Origin of the sequence: Prevotella sp. ICM33, from assembly GCF_000517825.1 — a bacterium.
In the GTDB taxonomy this organism is placed as follows: domain Bacteria; phylum Bacteroidota; class Bacteroidia; order Bacteroidales; family Bacteroidaceae; genus Prevotella; species Prevotella melaninogenica.
Genome location: NZ_JACD01000011.1, coordinates 23,618 through 44,024, shown reverse-complemented (window position 1 = coordinate 44,024; position 20,407 = coordinate 23,618). Strand labels below are relative to the sequence as shown.

Below are 20,407 nucleotides of genomic sequence, written 5' to 3'. Positions count from 1 at the left end.
GTACATATCATAAAGTTCAATGTTCAAACCTCAAAGTTCAAAGTATAAAAATTCGCGTAATTCGTAGTTAACTTTATGATTTGAACTATTAATGACTACGAAACAATGCGGATATAGCAACAATGCAAAAAAAAATAACGATTTTTCTTGTTTAAAAAAAAAATCATTTTGTATATTCGCAGCGTGTTAATATAAAGAATACGATTGATAGACAAGTTTTAAATTATGAAATACACCTCTTGTAGAGAATATAATTGCAGGCAAACTGATAGAAAAGTTCGGTTTATGCCTGTAAAATCCATTCGGTTCTTTTCATCCAAGAACTCTAATCATTATTGGACAGAGTATAATCAGACAAAAACGTAGGATATGTCTAAAATGCTCTACCTTCTTGAAAGATCTTAGAAAGAATCTTCTGGATTTACAACCTACAAGCAAGCGTTATTTCTTTACCTAAAAGATAATTTAGAGGAATCTCTATTACCCCATACCTCTTGTGAACAATACGAATCAAACGTTGAGAATAAAATATGAAAACCTTTTGTACAACTTTAATTTTGTTATGCCTTACTGTCTGCATATCAGCACAAACCTTAGACAGTACTATTACCATTGAAGGTAGAGTGCAAGACTTTGTTACTCATGTAGATGTCCCTGGCTGCTTAGTTGAAGTGCTAAATGCTAATGACAGCTCAGTCGTTGCTTCAACGAAGGCTCTTGAAGAATATCAGAATGGCGAACAGAACTGGAAAACATCTGAATATAGGATAACGATTCCACGTAAGGAGGGTGATTATATCCTTCGCGTTACTGAAGACGGTTTTATGCCTACCTACGTAAAGCTCCCACTGCATCATTTTTACAAGCGAGAGATAAGCAGAGAAGTTGGTACCATCTTTCTGAAACGACCGAAAACAGTAGACTTAAATGAGGTGGTTGTTAAGGCTACAAAGGTGAAGTTCTATCATAAAGGCGACACGATTGTTTATAATGCCGACGCTTTCCAGTTAGGTGAAGGCTCTATGCTTGACGCCCTTATTCGTCAGTTGCCCGGTGCTGAACTAAGCAAGGATGGACGCATATATGTTAATGGAAAGTTTGTTGAGAGTTTGCTTCTCAATGGAAAAGATTTTTTCCGTGGAGATAATACTGTTATGTTTGAGAATCTGCCTACTTATATGGTAAACCAAGTAAAGGTGTATGACCGTCTTGGTGAAAATAGTCGTTTTCTCGGACAAGAGGTGGCAGGAGACAAGAAATACGTGATGGATGTTCAACTGAAAAAGCAATACAACATTGGATGGGTAGGTAATGTGGAAACTGGTGGAGGGACAAAGGAACGCTACTTGGCTCGTCTGTTTGCTATGCGGTTTACTGATCACTCCCGTTTGGCTGTCTATGGAAATATGAACAATCTAAACGACGACCGTAAGCCCGGTGAGAATGACAATTGGTCGCCTTCTGATCTTTTTGGTGGGTTGACACAGCAACAGTTAGGAGGTCTTGACTATAATATAGATGCACGCAGTGGTAAGTATAAACTTAGTGGAAATGCACAGGTTAGGCATGCTGACAACTCGATAGTGAATAACACTAATCGTACAAATTTCCTTGCTAACGGAGATACATACGACCGTATGGTAGCTAATAATAGAAATCACAATTTTACTCTCTCCACCGATCATCAGTTTTATTTTGAGTTTAAGAATGCCAACTTGAATATCAAGCCACGTTTTAACTACCAATATTATAACAATAAAAGCGGATATTCTTCGCTGACGCTTAATCGTAGTTTTACGTCTTTCTCAAAGGCGCAGTTGGATAGTTTGTACACACCAATGATAGGTAGGGAGTTGATTCGCACAGCCATTAACAGAAATCTTCGCAATGGATTATCAATTGGACATTCTTTAGAAGGTTCGGTTTCGATGGAGTCGTTAATTAAGTTCAAGCATTCTCCCGACCATATCACCCTTTATGCTGATGCTTCTTTGAGGCATGCTACTGAGGATAGCTTTGACCGTAACCGAATTGATTATTATACCAACGGTCAGCAAAGTAATACAGACTTCCGCAATCGATATTTCAACAACCGTCCTGACCACGGCTACAGCATGACAGGTAAAGTGACTTACAGCTATTTAGTAAAGCGGGGCTTGTTCTTCGACTTTAGTTATAAATACAATCGGACTACCTCAAACCGATATTCTTCACTCTATCGTCTTGACCAGTTAGCAGATTGGGGAATTAATTCAGAGCACGAGCTTGGAACACTTCCTTCTGTGGATGCTTATAACAGAGTAATGGATATTCATAATAGTTATGACAGCAGGCAGACGGATAATACCCATACCCTCGGAGCCTTTCTTGTATGGAATAAGAAAACGACGAAGTCGGAGTGGTGGGCACAGCTTGTACCTAATTTATCGCTGCTTTCACGGACGATGCATTATCATAGTGGAAATGTAGATACGACTTTTACGAAACGTTCTATACTTTACAATATGTATAGTACGTTCATCAAATGGCGTAGTACTGATCACAAATATGAATTCATGCTTCAATATCATGTGAACGGGCAAGCTCCAGACATGAACCTGTTTGTAAACATCCTCAATACCACTGATCCATTAAACGTAACAATGGGTAATTCCAACTTGAAACCATCCTATAAGCACGAACTTATATCACACTTCCTACGTATATATCCGAAAAAGGGGCTGATGTGGTTAATAGAGGCTCAATATATCCCCACTGTTAACGCTATTGCTATGGGCTATACCTACGACAAGGCTACAGGAAAGCGAACATTCAGACCAGACAATGTGAATGGTAATTGGCGAGGTCAGCTTGCTTTAGGTGGTGCTGGACCATTGACCAAAAATCGAAAGTTGGATTTTAAAGCTATGGCTGGGTTAAGATATGAGAAGAGTGTCGACCTCATTGGTTTGGCAGGCACGTCTGCTGCTAATAGGAGCATAGTAGAATCGTTAAACTACGTTGGTGATTTACAGCTGAACTATAGGCTTGGGCAATCTTCCATTGGTTTCATTAGTAAAGGAAACTGGGCACATGTCGATGGCACTCGTGAAGACTTTAAGGCATTTAATGTGAGTGATTTCAATTACGGTTTAACAGCACAATTACAGTTGCCATGGGATTTCCGACTTGGGACTGACCTGACAATGTACAGTCGTCGAGGTTATTTAGATAAGTCGATGAATAGCGATGATTTGGTGTGGAACGCTCGCCTGTCACGATCATTCTTCAAAGGACAACTTACCTTATTGCTTGATGGCTTCGACATTCTTGGTCAACTGAATAACGTCACACGGACGATGAATGCACAAGGAATCACAGAAACTTACAGTAATGTTATTCCCCGTTACGTGATGCTACATGCCGTCTATCACTTCAATATTATTCCTAAGAAAAAATGAAAAGTATAAGACGCTTCCGAACTTTGAACTTTGAACTTTGAACATTGAACTTTAACGTAAAAGACTACGAATTTCTCTAATTAAGCGAATCCTTATTGCTAAATAATTCGTGTCATTCGAGAAATTCGTAGTCTCAAATCATAAAGTTCAAAGTTCAATGTTCAAACCTCAAAGTTCAAAGTATAATTAAATGGAATTAGAGTGAACCGTTGTTTGCCTGACGAACCATCTCAGATGATGCATAGAGGTAAACCTCTACACGGCGGTTAGCCTGACTAACAGTCTTGTTCTCGATAGGGTTGGCACTACCGAAGCCCTGTACTGAACGAATCTGACGCCTGCTTACACCACGACCCTTGAGGTAAGATGATACCGCATCAGCACGACGCTGTGACAATGGGAGGTTGATGTTGTCGTTACCAGAAGCATCAGTGTAACCCTGGATAGCAACGTCACAGTTAGAGTTGCGCTGCATCAAAGAAGCGAACTTTGTGAGGTCGTTCTTAGCAGATGCGCTGAGGTTTGAACCGTTCAATGGGAAGAGGATACCAGAGTCGAAGGTAACCTTCACACAGTCTAAACCATTAGCATCTGTCACCTTGTCGACACGTGCGTTTGGCAACTGCTGTGCTGCCTCGCGTGCTACCTTGTCCATGTGACGACCGATGAGGGCACCAGCACCAGCACCTATTGCACCACCAATAGCAGCACCAATGGCTGTACTCTTACCATTACGACCTATAATCTGACCGACGATACCGCCTAATGCTGCACCACCGCCGCCACCGATTAATGCACCTGTACCTTGCTTTGTCTGACAACTTACGACAGTGAGGAGACACATTCCTGCTGCCATCATTTTCATATTCTTCATAATCAAACGTATTTATTGATTAATATCTTTTACCTTTTGACTTGGCTTTTTAGCCGCACCTTAATTCATTTTAATTCGTGCAAAGTTAAACAAATATATGCCATTGGGCACGCATTGCCAACATTTTTTTGTATTTTTGCAAAAAATAAAGCTAACTCGGCAAAGTGAAGCAAGTTTCGTTTGCACTCATTTGCATTATTTTCGCAAAGGATAGGCTGGTATTAGCAAGTGGGGACGGGGTTCCCTTTGGTCTTGACTTTCTCAGCCGTATCTGTGTGCAAAGTTAGTGTTTCAAGGCATACTCACAAAAGGGAAATGCCTATAATAGCATGGGAAATCCCCTAAAGGTGCAAAATAAAAAATAGAATAATATATTTATGGCAAAAGAACTAAAAGAGATGACCAAGAGAGCAGACAACTACTCTCAATGGTACAATGACTTGGTAATAAAGGCAGACTTGATTGAGCAGTCTGCCGTACGTGGTTGTATGGTTATCAAGCCATACGGCTATGCTATCTGGGAGAAGATTCAGGCACAGCTTGACAAGATGTTTAAGGAGACTGGTGTGCAGAATGCTTACTTCCCAATGCTGATTCCTAAGAGCTTCCTCTCTCGTGAGGCTGAGCACGTAAAGGGATTCGCCAAGGAGTGTGCCGTGGTTACTCACTATCGTCTGAAGGCTACAGAGGATGGCAATGCAGTGCAGGTTGACCCTAACGCAAAGTTGGAGGAAGAGCTGATTATCCGTCCTACCAGTGAGACAATCATCTGGAATACCTATAAAAACTGGATTCACTCTTGGCGCGATCTGCCATTGATGTGCAACCAGTGGTGTAATGTTATGCGTTGGGAGATGCGTACGCGTCCTTTCCTCCGCACATCTGAGTTCCTCTGGCAGGAGGGTCACACCGCTCACGCTACACGTGAGGAGGCTGAGAAGGAGGCACAGACCATGTTGCGTGTCTATGCTGACTTCGCTGAGAAGTGGCTTGCTGTCCCTGTCGTACAAGGTGTGAAGAGTGAGACTGAGCGTTTTGCTGGTGCATTGGATACCTATACGATTGAGGCGATGATGCAGGACGGTAAGGCTCTCCAGAGCGGTACTTCTCACTTCTTAGGTCAGAACTTCGCTAAGTCGTTCGACGTTACCTTCCTTAATAAGGAGAACAAGCCAGAGTATGTATGGGCTACCTCATGGGGTGTTAGTACCCGATTGATTGGTGCGCTCATCATGACCCACTCTGACGATAACGGTCTCGTTCTTCCTCCAAAGATTGCACCTATTCAGGTGGTTATCGTTCCAATCTTCAAGGGTGAGGAGCAGTTGAAGGCGCTCACCGACAAGTTGCAGCCAGTGATTGATCAGCTCCGTGCGTTGGGTATCACCGTTAAGTATGACGATGCTGACAACAAGCGTCCGGGCTTTAAGTTTGCTGACTACGAGTTGAAGGGTGTGCCAGTACGTCTCGCTATGGGTGGTCGTGACTTGGAGAACAACACTATCGAGGTGATGCGTCGTGACACCTTGGAGAAGGAAAGCGTAAGCTTTGACGGCATTGTTGAGCGTATCAAGAACCTCCTCGACGAGATTCAGGACAATATCTTCAAGAAAGCTAAGGACTTCCGTGATGCTCACATCTACGAGTGCGAGAACTATGAGGAGTTCAAGGAGAAGGTGAAGGACGGCGGTTTCTTCCTCTGCCACTGGGATGGTACTGAGGAGACTGAGGCGAAGATTAAGGAAGACACGCAGGCAACCATCCGTTGTGTCCCTTATATGTTCGAGCAGACACCGGGCGTCGACATGGTTAGCGGCAAGCCTGCTAAGTATCGTGTCATCATCGCAAGATCATACTAATCGTCAACAATACACATAGATTTAACGGCTTCAGGATATTTATAAATGCAGGACTAACAACGAATGCTTATAAATTCTGGAGCCGTTAATCTTTTTTATTCTAAAGTCTAAAATCCTAATTAAACAACTATTGTCTTATGAAAAAATCACTTCTAACTTTCGTTTTACTCCTCGCTGTAACAGCGTTGAACGCTCAGACCTTAATCAAGGCTAACTTCCAAAAGGGTGACCAAGCTACCTATGAGAGCGTAGCTGATATTAAACTCAGTGTTCCGATGGCTGGAAACTCTGAAAGCATAAAGACAAACGGCCAAACAAAGATTACCGTAAAAGATGCTTCTGCAGATGGTTATGTCATCGAAATGACGACAACCAATATCAAGATGGAAGGCAATCAGGAGGTTGCACAGCAGACAGGAAACATGCTGAACCAATACCTCAGTAATGTTCCACTGCTCCTAAAGACAGATGCTAACGGAAAAGTGAAGGACATCTTGAACTATACTGAAGTTCAAACACAGGTTAGCAAATTAGCAATGGCATCCATTGACTCGCTCTATAAAGCCAAACCTGAAATGGAGAAGACACTGCCTAAGTATAAGATGGCTATGTCTATCAACAGCCTACTCACCAAAGAAGCTTTTATCGAGTCTGCTGAAAACAATTCTTTCTTTATCTTTTTTGGTAAGACCCTCAAGACGGGTGACAAAGTAGACATGAATAAGCAAGGCATCAAAACCACTGTTACCTACGAGGTAAACAAGGAGCCAAACGCACTCAATATCATTGGTAAGATTAAGGGCAATATGACCGAAGACGATGTCAAAGCCTTCTTTATTGACAAGATGAAACAGATAGGTGCTGACGAAGCTATGGTTTCAAAACTCGATGCTAACTGGGAAAGAATGAAGCAGATGGGTATGGCAAAAATGGATGTCGACGGTACTTCCATGACTAAACTCCTCAACAGTGGTTGGGCTACTGAATACAGTACGGACGTGAAAACAAAGATGATGGGTATGGAAATGGTCATCACCTCTGTTACTAAATTGGTAGAACATAGCTGGAAATAAGCATCTTCAGAAATTTGGATTGATAAGTCTGTCGCCTAAGTTTTGAACTTTGAAGTAATGTCACACGGAGGGACGGAGAGGACGGAGGATTGTTAGACACAAAGCGATAGGAGTCGCGGAGGCACCGTCGGTGCAGGGAGCAACAGAGTTTGTTTGCAAGCTTTGTTAGCGACGTATGCCCAAAGCATTTGTTTCAAAAGTTATCAAGAATTTGTAAGCTACGTCTCCGTCGCTCTTTGTGCCATTAGCACCTCCGTGCTATTTCGTTTATCTCCGTTCCCTCCGTTTCTCTGTGTGCCTTATTCTGTAAGAAGTTTGGTTTATTACGTCATATTTTGAAAGCCTCTTCTTATTTCCTTCTCTCACGCTAAAGAGTCGCCTCTTTTTCTGTTTGTGTGCTTATGAATCCTACTGACAAGAATTGACAAAACAGACCATGCGCCTATATTTATTTCGTATTTATGCTTAGCACTAATTGTGCGAAGTGTAAGCACCAGATGTGCGGGGCGTCCGCACGTCCATTAGAGGCTGCAAAAGAAATTGAAACTTTAGATTTTAGAGTGATAAGGTTTGCCTCTTGTGTTTAGCGTTTGAAGTAATGTCACACGGAGGTACGGAGAGGACGGAGGATTGTTAGACACAAAGCGATAGGAGTCGCGGAGGCACCATCGGTGCAGGGAGCAACGGAGTTTGTTTGCAAGCTTTTTTTCGGGAGGTATGCCCAAAGCATTTGTTTCAAAAGTTATCAAGATTCCGCACGCTACGTCTCCGTCGCTCTGTGTGCCATGGTCACCTCCGTGCTATTGCGTTTATCTCCGTTTCCTCCGTTTCTCTGTGTGCCTTATTCTGTAAGGAGTTTGGTTTATTACGTCATATTTTGGAAGATTCTTTTTCTTTCTCCTCATACGCTAAAAAGTCGTCTCTTTTTCTGTTTGTGTGCTTATGAATCTTATTGACAAGTATTGACAAAACAGACCATGCGCCTATATTTATTTCCTATTCATGCTTAATACCAGTGGTGCGAAGTATAAACACTATATGTGCGTGCCGTCCGCACATATGTTAGAGGGAGGCAAAAAGGCTCTTTCTCTTACGTCATAAATCATTACAAGGCACTGCTTATTGACTTACAGGCGGACGGATTTAGCGCATTACACTTTTATTTTATCTACAATAACAGACTATTGCGACGTGTAATCGTATAAAAAAACATAAAAATACACAACCAAACGCATTCGGATTTGGTTATTCACATATTTATATGTACCTTTGCACGCCGTATCAATTTTGGATAACGGAAATTAGCTATATTTTTAGGAGGAAATAGTAAACAATTCATGAGACAACTTAAGATTTCAAAAAGTATCACCAACCGATCAAGTGAGGCACTGGATAAGTATCTCGTTGAGATTGGTCGTGAACCGATGATTACCGTTGACGAAGAGATTGAGCTGGCACAGGAAATCCACAAAGGCGGTCGCAAGGGCGAGCGTGCGAAGGAGAAACTGATTAAGGCTAACCTCCGTTTCGTCGTTTCTGTAGCTAAACAGTATCAGCACCAAGGACTCTCTCTCACCGACCTTATCGACGAGGGAAACATTGGTTTGGTTAAGGCAGCAGAGAAATTCGATGAGACTCGTGGTTTTAAGTTTATCTCATACGCTGTTTGGTGGATTCGTCAGAGTATTCTGCAGGCTATCGCTGAGCAGAGTCGTATCGTGCGTCTTCCGCTGAATCAGGTGGGTGCTATCTCAAAGATTAATCAGGTAACGAACGAGTTTGTGCAGCAACACAACCGTCGTCCTTCTATCCATGAGTTGGCAGAGTTGACTGGTATCGATGAGGCTCGCATCCGTCAGAGCCAGAGTGCAGACAACCATCACATGAGTATCGACGCTCCATTTAGCGATGACGATGATAACTCAATGAGTGATATGCTGTCTTCAGGTGACGACTCTCGTACCGACCGTGGCGTAGACTTCGAGTCAATGTCAGACGATCTCCGTGCCGTTCTTCAGAACACTTTGAAGGATCGTGAGATAAAGATTGTCACCGAGTGTTTCGGTATCGGTTGCCAAGAGAAGGGTTTGGAAGAGATTGGAACAGAGATGGGTCTTACCCGTGAGCGTGTTCGCCAGATTCGTGAGAAGGCTATCGAGAAGATTCGTGAGAGCGGAAATGCACGCGTACTCATGAAGTACTTGGGATAAAAAAGACAAAAGATAGATTTCAATTATAGAGGTGGATGTGTCAAATGAGGCGCATCCACTTTTTTATATCTGCTGATGAGGAACCGTAAAGTGCAAGAACCGCTTTGCAGCAAGTCTTTCACTTCTAAGCGACTGAGAAAGACAATAAAACGAAATCAGCAACGTTATATAATGTATGAAACGTAAGGATATTCAGAAATACATATTACTACTATTGTTCATGGTGACTGCGCAGTTGGCATTTGCGCAATCGTTCACACTGCAAGGGAAGGTTTCCGACAAGGAAGGCAACCCTATCGAGTTGGCTTCTGTTATGGTGGTGACGCAAGGAAAACTGTCGATGACCAACCTAAAAGGCGAGTTCAATATGCAGTTGCAGAGTGAAGACTCCGTGAAGGTGCGCTTCTCAATGATTGGCTACAAGACAAAGACGAGGGTTCTCGTGCGCCCAAAGGGAAAGCAGACATTACTCGTACAGCTTGCTGACGACAACGCATTGGAGGAGGTTGTAGTGCAGGGCAAAGCCAAACAGCACGGTACAACGGAAGAATTGGATATTCAAAAAACTAAACAAGGACCCTCTACATCGGGCAATGCTGTCGAAGAAATGGTACAGACTCAGGCGGGTGTTTCTACCCACTCGGAGCTATCCTCACAATATAACGTGCGTGGTGGAACGTTCGATGAAAACTCTGTCTATATCAACAATATAGAAGTATTCCGCCCCTTCCTTGTGCGAAGCGGACAGCAAGAAGGACTCTCTATTATCAATCCCGACATGGTAGAGAGCGTTGGTTTCTCAACCGGTGGATTCGAAGCGAAATATGGTGACAAGATGAGTTCAGCCTTAGACATCACCTATAAACGTCCGAAGAAGACGGAAGCCTCCATCTCAGCCTCTCTCTTAGGTGCCAGTGCCTACCTCGGATTGGCTACGAAGAAGTTGACATGGACCAATGGTGTGCGTTATAAAACCAATCGTTACCTCCTCGGATCACTCCAGACAAAGGGTGAATATCGTCCGTCATTCCTTGATTATCAGACTTATCTCTCATGGCAACCCAACAAACGTTGGCAGGTAGACTTCATCGGTAACATCTCTGACAACCGTTATAACTTCGAGCCAGAAGACCGTGAGACAAACTTCGGAACGCTGCAGAACGTGAAGAAGTTCCGCGTCTACTTTGATGGACAGGAGAAAGACCTCTTCCGTACCTTCTTTGGTTCGTTGGCTATCACACGCCATTTGAGTTCTCGCACCGACCTCTCCCTCCTCGCATCGGCTTTCACGACGAAGGAGCAGGAGCGTTATGACATTCAGGGACAGTACTGGCTGACACAGACGGAGACGTCGGAAAACCTCGGTGTGGGTACGTATATGCAGCATTCTCGCGACTATCTCAATGCTGACGTGAAGAGTTTGAAGCTGATGATGCAGCATCGGGCAGGCAAACATAAGATTGAGGGCGCAGTGACCTATAAACTTGAGCGTATCAAGGAGAACTCTGCTGAATACGAATATCGTGATTCAGCGGGTTATAACGTTCCTCATACAGGTCGTGACTTGAAGATGATTTACTCGCTTCGTGCTCGTAACGAACTCAAGGCGAAACGCTTTGAAAGCTACTTGCAGGACACATGGAACTTCCAGACACGTGACTCTGTTCCAACGCTTTTCACACTGAATTATGGTGTACGCTTTGCGCATTGGGACTTCAACGGCGAGAGTCTGTTCTCTCCACGTGCATCGCTGACCATCACACCGGGTAGAAACCGCAACCTTAGTTTCCGCATTGCAGGTGGTATCTACTATCAGGCACCGTTCTATAAGGAGCTTCGCGACACATCAATCGTCAATGGTGTTACCTACGCAACGCTCAATAAGAAGATTCGCGCACAGCAGTCTATCCACGCATTGGCAGGTATGACCTATCGCTTCGAGATGTTAGGTCGTCCGTTTAAGTTCACTGCGGAGGCTTATTATAAGGCACTCTCACACCTCGTTCCTTACTCTGTTGACAATGTGAAGGTGACGTATTATGGTGAGAATACAGCCACAGGACACGCCACAGGTCTTGACCTTAAACTCTTTGGTGAGTTTGTTCCGGGTGCTGACTCATGGCTGACGCTGAGTGTGATGAACACGAGTATGAAGTTGAATGGTAAGAGTATTCCACTCCCAACCGACCAGCGTTATGCGCTCAACCTTTATTTCACGGACTTCTTCCCGGGTACGACGCGTTGGCGTATGTCGCTGAAATTGGCTTATGCAGACGGTCTTCCATTCTCTGCTCCACACAAGGAATTGGAGAATAACACCTTCCGCGCGCCAGCTTACAAGCGTGCCGACATCGGTATGAGCTATCGCCTATTAGACAATAACGATGGCCATCGCAACACAATCTTTAAGAATATCTGGCTCGGTTTGGACTGTCTGAACCTCTTTGGTATCAATAACGTCAACTCGTATTATTGGGTGACAGACATCGCCGGACAGCAATATGCCGTGCCAAACTACCTTACTGGACGACAGATAAATGGTAGGGTGACGGTGGAGTTTTAGAAAGAAAAGCCTCACCCCCAGCCCCTCTCCGAATGGAGAGGGGAGTGAAATGCGTGATACCCCTACTGATAGAGGAAGTTCTTAAATCAGGTTTTCCGTTAAATATGTGGATGCTTTTCGTATTGCTTTAACGGAAGAATCAAAGTTACTCATTAAACAAAAATATAGCTAAGATAGTCAACTATCTATCCTATTATCATCCTCTGACATTGAAAACCTTTTCATTTTAAGACTTCAAAAATCTGCTAATAGACTTTGAAAAATCATTACATAATTTCAAAGAAAACATCAATAAATTCCGGTAAAAACACATATAAAAAGCAGGTTTGTAATCAACAGAAAATCAATTAGTTATAAAGTAGTAAAGTGCAAGGTGGTTAAATGAACTTCAAAAGGGCGTTAGTAAGGGTCTTAAAGAGCATCTTTTGCAAGCCAAAAGGGCGTCTTTTAGAAGCCAAAAGAGCATGTGTTGGTTTTGAACTATGTGAAAAGAGTTTACAAAAAATAAACCTTGGGAATAAGTTGTTTGTAGAAGACAGATAGATATCGCACCTAATTACATTTAGCATGTAGTTTATCCCCCCTTTGTAAAACCATCTAATTAGGACTAATCATACCATGTATGTGGATTAATCTCATTCTATTAACAATCTACGTATTTAACGGGAGAACCTTAAATCATCTCAAAGCGAATTGTTGCCAGCACTCCCGCTCTCTCATTACTTCCCTTTGGTCAGTGACCATTGGTTCTGAGAGGGGGAGGGACTGGATTTCTTTATGCTTTACATTTCCCTTTGGGGAGAGGAATGGCGAGGAGAGTAGATAGCGAATTTCCCCTATTGATTGGGAAAGTCTTTAAGTAATCTCGAAGCGAATTTTTGTTAGCACTCCCCCTCTCTGTAGGAGAGGGGGTTGGGGGGTGAGGCTTTGGCTCGTTAATGCTTTTTGAGACTCATATTAAACCCAGCACAGATTCCCATACCATTCTGCATATTGCTGTAGGTGGTACGGATAGTAGAGAGGCCAGCTTGAGCAAGGGAATTGTTAGAAACATCGTTCAAAGCCTGTAGGAAACGGTAGTAGGCTGGGGCGATGTGATAGAACTCTAACTGTAATCCTTCCTCTATACCATACTTTGTCTTTAGCTCTGCCAAAGACGCTTTGGTCTCACCTCTTATTCCAGTGTAAGGTTCAACGTTCAGACGAAGTGTGTAAGTCTTGCCGTTGATTGTCGCATCATCGAAGACATAGAACTGCTTATAGAAGTCACTACTGAAGTCGAAATCATCGTCAATGTCTGACAATGGGTTCAGAAGCGGTTCACTTGCCGTTGAGATAGGTATATACTCAGTTACCAAGTCGTATCTTACAGCCACACTATCATAGCTGTTGCTCTTACGTCCCTCCATATAGTCAGCGTAAGAATAGTAGCTCATCACCTCCTGCATATAGCCACCCATATTCTTAAAACAGGTAACATAAAGGTAGCGCAACTTCTTACTCTTGACACGCACAGCATAATAATCGTGTGTCTGGGCAGGGTCGGTGAAGGTGGCTTGCAGCTGCAGGAAGTCTTCTACATTTGCCGAAGGGTCTTTCTTCATACGTACCATACGTGTGGCAATATTGCTGATGCCAATCGGTTGTGGAATCTCCGTAGATGACTCGACAGCCTCTAAGCCCTGCGCTTCAACACGCAACTGCACCTTATCGCCCGCCTTCTGTTGTCCCAGAACACGATAGCGACCATTGCCCAAGGCAGTCACCGTCCTCGTCTGTCCGTTCAATTGATAGCTGATCACTGCATCATCAATCATCACATTCTTCTCTGTTGTGTTATATTGTTTCAAAGGTATGCTACGTGACACCGTGATATAAGTGGTGTCGGAAGTAGAAGGCATACAATAGACAACCAACTTTGGCTTTGCATCAGGCAGATTGCTGACACTGAAATCATCCTTGCAACTCATCACCGATAGGGCAAGGAAGAGGAGGAAAAATATCTTTTTCATGTTCGAAACTTAGAATTTAAATGTGTAACTGAACGATGGAATCACAGGGATGAACGCTATGTTCTTTATCTTCATCTGGTTATTGCCGTCGATTTTCACACGTACCCAGAGTGAGTTCAGGTGGCAATAAGCATTGTAGAAACTGAGGTTCCAGATGCGCTCATGCCCCTTCTTGGTGGTATGGTGGAAGTCGAAGCCGATGTCAAGACGGTGATAAGCCGGCAAGATAACGTTGTTAGGCTTTTCGTAAGCAAAGTTCAACTTGTTGTCATCAGATGAATTAAAGGTCAATCCTCCCTGCTCCTGCGCTGGAACGTCAGGCAATCCGATATACTGAGTAGGGATTGTCATGCGGTTACCTGTGCGGAATGTCCATGCTGCGAAGGCTGCAATCTTCTTTGTGATGTTCCATCTTCCGGTGAGGGTGAGCTTATGACGGTTGTCAAACTTATCATAATACCAACCATCGTAGAAGTCATCAAACTTCTTCTCAGTCCATGAGAGGGTATAAGAACCATGTAGTGTGAGGTTGGAAACGTTGTAATCAGCATCCAATTCAACACCGTAAGAGCGACCATCACCCTCCATAACCATATAGTCCCAGTTGGCTGCTGGTGGCTCCAATCCTGCCCAACTTGAATACTGTAGGATATGACTTGAGCGCTTGTAATAAGCCTCCAACGAGAGCAACCAGTGCTTGTTAGGTTTCATATAAGCTCCTGCAGCCACCTGCCAAGAGCGCATCGGGTGTAGTCGAGCCGTCGTTGGCACCCAGTAGTCGGTTGGAAGATCGAGGAAGGAGTTGGCAATCTTGTGTACAAACTGGCTCATCAGCGTGTAGCTTGCCTTAAGAGACAGACGCTCCGTTGGCTGGAACTTCATCGAAAGACGTGGACTCAGTGTTGCGAAGGTCTTACCGCTAATATGGAAGACATCGGCATTCACACCCCCGTTGAGGCTCCATTTCTCGTTGAGTGTCATCTCGTCTTCGGCATAGAAGGTCAGCTGATGTGCCACATTCTTATTATAACTGTGGGTCGCAATCGTGTCAGCCTTTGCCTCACTATTGGCTTGATAGTTATCAAAACGGTTGTAAGTCTGTGGCTGGAAGCGATGATAGGTATAGTCCTGACCAAAGCGAATGTGGTGACGAGGGCTTGGACGGAAGTCGAAAGCTGCTCGATAGCCAATGTCATCAATAGATGAGCGATAGCCATGAGAGGTCAATGTCAGTTGTTCTTTCTCTCCGGGGCGTGTAAATCTCCACTCGTCTGAGCTGCTAACCGTTGAGCGATTGTGCGTATAAACGGCTGTGAAGTTAGCAAAGAGCTTCGGTGAGAATTGGTAGTTCCAGTCTAAGGCAGCATTGAAGTTACCCCAGTGGAAGCGATTCACATAGATGTCTACGTCATTATAACCACTGCTATTGTTACTGTGCCACTCGTCTTTTGCGTCCAATCGGTCCTCACCAGAGTAGACACTCAGCGACATTCGCGAACGTTCGTTGAAGATATTGGTCAACTTGAAGTTTAAGTCATGGAAGAAATACGACATACTCAACTTATCCTCATTGTCGCTCTTGTGGTTCATTATTGCAAAGGCAGGACGCGTGAGGAGGTCCATCCAGCTACGACGCAAACCGAAGTTATAGGATGTCTTTCCCTTTCTAATAGGTCCCCCGATATGGAAGGCACCATCGAGTAAGCCGATACGATAGCTGCCGTGGGTCTTATAAAGGTCGCCATCAGCCGTGCGAACGTCGATGACACTCGATAGACGACCGCCATAACGTGCTGGGAAACCGCTCTTGTAGAAGTCGACATTCTTCACAACATCGGCATTGAACGAAGAGAAAAGACCTAATGAATGGTTGGTATGATAGAGAGGTGTACCGTCGAGTAAGAAGAGGTTTTCGTCGCCATTACCACCATGAACGTAGAGACCGCTGGCAAGTTCCATACCGTCAGCCACACCGCTCGTACGCTGTAAGGTCTTGATAACGTCCGGACTACTCAACAGTGCGTACTCCGTTTTAATATCTTTCTGTGAGAGAGAGAGTTTTCCAGTCTGCGTTTTCAACAAAGGTGAGTTTAGGTCTGTCGTCACAACCACCTCATCCAACTGTGCTTCGTTTTGCAGGATGATGTCATGGTTTTGGTTTGCAGATAGGTCAATGGTCTCAATAAGGGTTTTATATCCTACGTAGCTACACCTTATTTCGTGTCGTCCTTCGCCCAATGTGAGCGAGAAATGTCCGTAGGCATTCGTCATCGTGCCTTGTCGTGTGGTGAGGTCGTAGATAGTTGCATTGATAAGTGGCTCTCCGTTACGGTCTTTCACATATCCACTGAGCGTAAAACGCTGGTGCGTCTTGTCCTCATCAATGCCCCGAATCATTCTTTCTTTTGGTGCTTCGTTTTTCCATGTTACCGCACCAATCCCGTTAGCCTTGTGTGCATACAATCCCAAAGGGCTGAGCCATAAGGCAGCTAATAAAAACTGTTTATTCATCTGAAATAAATTTAAGCGGTGCAAAGATAATACTTTTAATTCAGAATTCAGAATTCAAAATCCACATATAATTCATAATTTATAATTCACAATTCATAATTATGATTACTAGTATGATTGATAGTAGACAAGTTTACGAGTGGACAAGTGAACCAGTTGCTTGTAGACAGAGTAAATAAAAGACAAAGTAACAGATGAATAAAGTTCTTTTGAGTAACAAATTTACGGGTGAACGAGTTGCTTGTGCTGGACTTGTTTTTAACATTCTCTTGGTTAAAAACTAATGACAAAAGAGGAGCCTAATCCTAAAGAATGAGAACAAGTGCGCACTCCTGACACACGATAAGGTAGGAGATTGTAGTCTATAAGGAAACGAACATTATAATGCTGACGAACTCTGAAGGTCAGTGAAAGACCTGTTCCAAAACCTACTCCATGATGAGAATCAATTAAATCGTCCGTTAACTTTATGTCGGGATAAAACACAGATGAAACCAAGAGTTTACTACCGAGAAGCCAACGCTCTGATAACGGATAAGAGAAATAAGCACCTCCACCTAACTTCCACGTATCGAAGACATTATCTTCAGCCTTGACATTGTCTACGATGACTGACGTACGGGTCACAGAGAACCGCCCACCAACACCAATATAGGGATTAAAGAAGTAGGCTCCCTCAACAGCTGAGGTACATCCACGCGACACCTTAACTTTTGAGCCTTTCCCATTGAGATGCGTACCTAACGGCTCATTAATAAGAAAATTAAGACCAACGTATGACGGCTTCTGTAGCTTATCAAACTTTTCCTCTACATCAGCTTTTCTTAACCCATGCTCCTTAAATATCAAATCCGTAAAATAATAGCCTAATTCTGTAGCCACAATACCTACGCCTGCCCCTGTCAGTACGTCGCTCAGCCAATGCTTATTGTTTGCCATACGCATTAAACCTGTCGCAGCTGCCACTGTGTAAGCACCGACACCTATCCATGGACTCCGATAGCCATACTCCTTATTCAGCATGGTAGCAGTCATAAAGGCTGTCGCAGTGTGCCCAGAAGGGAAAGAGCGTAGGTCCGTACCATCTGGACGCTCTACTTGAGCAGAATATTTTAACGAATTAACAATACCTGCCATCAACGCTACCGACATAGCATCAGAGGCAAGCATACGCCCCCAGCTACTTCTACCTTTCACGCCACTAAACTTTAAGCCAAGCATAACGGCAGCAGGGAGATACTGCGTGTAGTTATCTAAACTCCTATCAAATCTTGGTATATAGTCATTTCGCAAACCACGAAATTGCCTACTCTGCCCTTTCATGATAAGACCGTTTATAATAAGTGGTGCACAAGTATATATAATCCTATCAAAATGCGGTTTCGAAGCGTTACAAGACTTTTCCTCTCCTTCCGCAGGAACACATTTTATAGAGGGAACTAAACCTGTGTCAGCAACAAGGCTTAAACTATCAACCATTTTTATTGAGTCCGCAATCCGTATGCTATCTTGCAATACAGCAGATGCCTTTGCCTGACAACAAAGACATACGAATAGTATCGGTATAAAAAATAACTCCTTAAAACGTTTCATCTCCTCAACGAGCATTGATCGTAAGTTTGTCTAACATGGGTTTATCGGCTACAAAATTACTACTTTTCCACGGGAAATGAGAATATTTTTTACCTTTAAGAGTAATCTTAACAACTATCTGTCGATAAATGATTATAATTTACCGAAATTCACACACCCTCTCCTCATTATTTCCTTTGGTCAGCGACCGCTGAGTTGGAGAGCCTTCCACTTACCATCCTTCAAGACAAGGACCTTATTATTCTTAACCTGACGATAATTAGCGATGCTATCGTACTGCAACAAAGCTATTTCATGAAACCATGGAATATGGAAGAATTCCACTCACAGGAAGATATCTGGTTTATGAACTCACAAAGGTTCAATAAGGCGGACTGCTCCGTAAACTTTTGTTGGATAATTTCATAACCTAAAAATCAAAAGGGCGTTAATTCCATTCGAATTAACGCCCAATTGGTTTTGAAAAGATGCCCTTTTGAAGTCTTACTAACGCCCTTTTGAAGTCCAATTGAGCACCTTTTTAAATGGACTTTCCTAACGTTTTGATATAAAGTGTGTTACAGATGTGCTGATATTGCTTACTTTTAGGGCATTTCCCCACCTTTTATCGAGTTTTTCTGTAATAATATTTCAAAAGAATTATCCATACAATAGATTTCAACTTCACCACAATTAATTTTCATTTTATCGTATATATCTTGCAATGGAATCGTATCTATAACTTTATATTTCTGTGTATCTATAACGATAACTTCTAACTCAGTAGCAATAAGTATTTTCTTTTCAAATATAGCCATTTCACAAAAAAGAAAGCCTAAGTCTAAATACATTATTCTACGTTTCAAGTCAAAATCATAGATAACAAAATCTTGATCAATTCCTATAGCAAATATCTTTGGGAATACTTCTATGAACTGAGGGCGTAATAGGTCACTTGACCAAGCAATTTTTGCATAGGAATCGCCTTCCACTATCTTCCCATATATTCGATAAGAATCATTATGATAGTCTTTGAATACTGAATCATAATTTAATCTTTTATATGTATCATAATCGATAATTTCAATGTTCATTTCTTTTTATTATATGTTTGAATCAAAATCATTACCGTAAAGAGACCAATTTAATAATGCTTTATATAATAATCGAAGTCTGCTTTATTTTTAGGGGCTATCTCACGCATTATAACCCCATACATTCCACTTGGTATTGGTGATTTCCAATAATCTAATCCCTTTCTCTTCAAGAAATAAACAACTTTCATTTTCTCATTGTACGCCTTTGAACCAATTGGGTATACGCATTTGCGTAATTTATATAGAATGTCTACTTCAAAAGTAGGGTAATCAGGCTTATCCACGTCTATTTCTGTAAACTTTCTGCGATAGTCTGCTCCTTTTTGTAGAAGATATAACATAATATCCATCCTGCCATGAATCATACAATTTTCTATTGCGCAATTTTCAGTAGATGTTGCATAATTAATGTTTGCTCCTGCATCAACTAATAATTTAACCTTCTCAAAGGAGGAAAACACAGCAGCACTTAAAGCAAATTCTCTCCTTGGTACAATATCTCCTAAACCATCCTCCTGAACTCCACAAGCTGTTGAATTTGGGTCTCCTCCATACTTCAGTAATAAAGCAAGTACTTTACTTGAAGGTCTTGTAAAGCGACAAGCTAATAAGACTGCACTTTCTCCAAAGTATTTAGTGGAGTCATCATGTGCATTAGGATTAGCTCCTAACTCTAATAATTTCTCAACGGATTCTATTTTATTAGTACTTGTTGCTAACATCAAAAGAGTCTGCTTGTACTTTGGATCTCGGTAATCTACAGGAATATGCATCTGTAAAACTTGTTTCGAAATCTCTGTAGTATCTTCATCCTCAACAGCCTTTGCTAAAGACCATGCAGGCGTATGTTTATACAACCTAAAATCATCTCCTAACATATCTTTTACGTTAGGCTCTATACACGAAAAACAAACGAATAACACTAATAATAAAAGGTACTTCATACTCATCATAATTTTATTCTTTATATCTTAAAATCCTTCCTATAAGTAAAATGAAAAAGCTTAAAATCCATATGTAGTATCCAATCTGCAATGAAACAATATCACTATGTTTTCCAGCTTCGTTAATAACAATATAGGGGCATCCGTGGAATAAGCATCCTAAAATGAGACTGCCTGTTAATAATATTATCCCGATACACTTTCTCTTTATAAATAAAGATATCAAGAAAAGAATATTCGCATACCATGATA

12 protein-coding genes are annotated in these 20,407 nt (G+C 42.5%); 5 read left to right on the top strand and 7 right to left on the bottom strand.

Going from position 1 to position 20,407, the window contains the following annotated elements:
- Positions 1-530: 530 nt before the first annotated feature.
- Entirely contained in the window at positions 531-3,440 is a 2,910-nt protein-coding gene (locus HMPREF1505_RS02905) for an outer membrane beta-barrel protein (protein ID WP_036922256.1), read from the top strand.
- A gap of 196 nt (positions 3,441-3,636) precedes the next feature.
- Here the strand turns inward: HMPREF1505_RS02905 and HMPREF1505_RS02900 are convergent, their stop codons facing one another.
- The gene (locus HMPREF1505_RS02900; protein WP_036922253.1) at positions 3,637-4,314 is read right to left on the bottom strand and encodes an OmpA family protein; all 678 of its coding nucleotides are present in this window, start codon (positions 4,312-4,314) and stop codon (positions 3,637-3,639) included.
- Between the two features lie 377 nt (positions 4,315-4,691).
- Here HMPREF1505_RS02900 and proS point away from each other — a divergent pair, with 377 nt between their 5' ends.
- From proS to HMPREF1505_RS02880, 4 genes are all read left to right on the top strand, one after another.
- On the top strand, positions 4,692-6,173 hold the full coding sequence (gene proS, locus HMPREF1505_RS02895) for a proline--tRNA ligase (RefSeq protein ID WP_004359175.1): 1,482 nt from the start codon (positions 4,692-4,694) through the stop codon (positions 6,171-6,173).
- Between the two features lie 137 nt (positions 6,174-6,310).
- The gene (locus tag HMPREF1505_RS02890; protein ID WP_036922250.1) at positions 6,311-7,246 is read left to right on the top strand and encodes a hypothetical protein; all 936 of its coding nucleotides are present in this window, start codon (positions 6,311-6,313) and stop codon (positions 7,244-7,246) included.
- A gap of 1,337 nt (positions 7,247-8,583) precedes the next feature.
- Complete coding sequence (locus HMPREF1505_RS02885; protein WP_004359180.1) at positions 8,584-9,456, top strand: RNA polymerase sigma factor RpoD/SigA; 873 nt, start codon at positions 8,584-8,586, stop codon at positions 9,454-9,456.
- A gap of 175 nt (positions 9,457-9,631) precedes the next feature.
- Complete coding sequence (locus HMPREF1505_RS02880) at positions 9,632-12,019, top strand: TonB-dependent receptor (RefSeq protein ID WP_036922247.1); 2,388 nt, start codon at positions 9,632-9,634, stop codon at positions 12,017-12,019.
- A 935-nt stretch (positions 12,020-12,954) separates the two neighbouring features.
- Here the strand turns inward: HMPREF1505_RS02880 and HMPREF1505_RS02875 are convergent.
- From HMPREF1505_RS02875 to HMPREF1505_RS02855, 6 genes are all read right to left on the bottom strand, one after another.
- Positions 12,955-14,031, bottom strand: coding sequence for a DUF4249 domain-containing protein (locus HMPREF1505_RS02875; protein ID WP_036922244.1), 1,077 nt, complete (start codon positions 14,029-14,031; stop codon positions 12,955-12,957).
- Positions 14,032-14,040: 9 nt separating this feature from the next.
- On the bottom strand, positions 14,041-16,542 hold the full coding sequence (locus HMPREF1505_RS02870) for a TonB-dependent receptor (protein WP_036922240.1): 2,502 nt from the start codon (positions 16,540-16,542) through the stop codon (positions 14,041-14,043).
- 273 nt (positions 16,543-16,815) lie between these two features.
- Complete coding sequence (locus HMPREF1505_RS02865) at positions 16,816-18,150, bottom strand: phosphatase PAP2 family protein (protein WP_036922237.1); 1,335 nt, start codon at positions 18,148-18,150, stop codon at positions 16,816-16,818.
- 165 nt (positions 18,151-18,315) lie between these two features.
- On the bottom strand, positions 18,316-18,459 hold the full coding sequence (locus HMPREF1505_RS13080) for a hypothetical protein (RefSeq protein ID WP_155948905.1): 144 nt from the start codon (positions 18,457-18,459) through the stop codon (positions 18,316-18,318).
- 260 nt (positions 18,460-18,719) lie between these two features.
- On the bottom strand, positions 18,720-19,208 hold the full coding sequence (locus HMPREF1505_RS02860; protein ID WP_036922234.1) for a hypothetical protein: 489 nt from the start codon (positions 19,206-19,208) through the stop codon (positions 18,720-18,722).
- Positions 19,209-19,258: 50 nt separating this feature from the next.
- Positions 19,259-20,089: an ankyrin repeat domain-containing protein gene (locus HMPREF1505_RS02855; RefSeq protein ID WP_231480325.1), complete on the bottom strand. Its 831-nt coding sequence runs from the start codon at positions 20,087-20,089 to the stop codon at positions 19,259-19,261.
- Positions 20,090-20,407 lie beyond the last annotated feature (318 nt).

Bases quoted from the DNA above. Each gene is read 5' to 3' on its own strand.
- proS (WP_004359175.1), top strand. From the start codon at position 4,692: ATGGCAAAAGAACTAAAAGAGATGACCAAGAGAGCAGACAACTACTCT.
- HMPREF1505_RS02890 (WP_036922250.1), top strand. From the start codon at position 6,311: ATGAAAAAATCACTTCTAACTTTCGTTTTACTCCTCGCTGTAACAGCG.
- HMPREF1505_RS02900 (WP_036922253.1), bottom strand. From the start codon at position 4,314: ATGAAGAATATGAAAATGATGGCAGCAGGAATGTGTCTCCTCACTGTC.
- HMPREF1505_RS02875 (WP_036922244.1), bottom strand. From the start codon at position 14,031: ATGAAAAAGATATTTTTCCTCCTCTTCCTTGCCCTATCGGTGATGAGT.
- HMPREF1505_RS02855 (WP_231480325.1), bottom strand. From the start codon at position 20,089: ATGTTAGGAGATGATTTTAGGTTGTATAAACATACGCCTGCATGGTCT.
- HMPREF1505_RS02880 (WP_036922247.1), top strand. From the start codon at position 9,632: ATGAAACGTAAGGATATTCAGAAATACATATTACTACTATTGTTCATG.
- HMPREF1505_RS02905 (WP_036922256.1), top strand. From the start codon at position 531: ATGAAAACCTTTTGTACAACTTTAATTTTGTTATGCCTTACTGTCTGC.
- HMPREF1505_RS02860 (WP_036922234.1), bottom strand. From the start codon at position 19,208: ATGAACATTGAAATTATCGATTATGATACATATAAAAGATTAAATTAT.
- HMPREF1505_RS02885 (WP_004359180.1), top strand. From the start codon at position 8,584: ATGAGACAACTTAAGATTTCAAAAAGTATCACCAACCGATCAAGTGAG.
- HMPREF1505_RS02870 (WP_036922240.1), bottom strand. From the start codon at position 16,542: ATGAATAAACAGTTTTTATTAGCTGCCTTATGGCTCAGCCCTTTGGGA.
- HMPREF1505_RS02865 (WP_036922237.1), bottom strand. From the start codon at position 18,150: ATGCTCGTTGAGGAGATGAAACGTTTTAAGGAGTTATTTTTTATACCG.